This is a genomic window from Methanobrevibacter sp. UBA188, assembly GCF_905234905.1.
Lineage (GTDB): Archaea > Methanobacteriota > Methanobacteria > Methanobacteriales > Methanobacteriaceae > Methanocatella.
In genome coordinates this window covers 3902-4629 of sequence record NZ_CAJOJM010000079.1, presented here as the reverse complement: position 1 = coordinate 4629, position 728 = coordinate 3902, and the positions used below count along the sequence as shown (strand labels likewise).

Sequence of the window (728 nt, the reverse complement as noted above, 5' to 3'; positions counted from 1 at the left end):
TGAGCATGAACTTCTACAGAAAGGAGACAAGCGACGACTATCAGGCAAACACCATACAGTTCATATCACAGGATGACATTGACATTGAAAATCTGTTCTTCAAATTCGACAAAAGCATCTATCGCAACCTCAAGGACAATGAAGACTACAGATTTGAAATATCCGACACATTCAGGGATGCGATAACAAATCCAGTTTCCTTAAGCCAGATAAAGGATGCAATCAAATACGGATTTTACAAGTATGAAAATGTCTATGCAGACGAAAAACCTTTCAGACTATATGAAAAATACTCAAGGGAAGACGTATTGAGGCTCATGAACTGGGAAAGGTTCATGAACGGACAAAACATCGGCGGATACAAAATCAAATACGACACCTGTCCGATTTTTGTAACCTACAACAAGTCGGAAGACATTTCAGAAACAATCAACTACGAAGACCATTTCATTTCAAAGGAAGTGTTCAATTGGATGAGCAGAAACAACAGGAAAACCTCTTCACCAGAACTGGAACCTCTGATTAACTACAATGGAGTCGATACCCAGCTATTCATTCAGAAAAGCAATGATGAGGGAATTGAATTCTACTACATTGGCAAACTGACTCCGATTTCCTACAGGCAGGTTTACAGAAACATTAACGGGAAGGATCAGCCAATCGTCAATTTCAAGTTCAAGATAGACACAGAAGTCAAGGATGAGCTTTATTCTTATTTTGTAAACGAT

1 protein-coding gene is annotated in these 728 nt (G+C 38.7%); it reads left to right on the top strand.

Annotation, left to right across the window (positions count from 1 at the left end; genetic code table 11):
* Positions 1–728 (top strand): DUF3427 domain-containing protein (locus QZ143_RS09385; protein WP_292883557.1); only part of this gene is annotated, 728 nt, incomplete at both ends.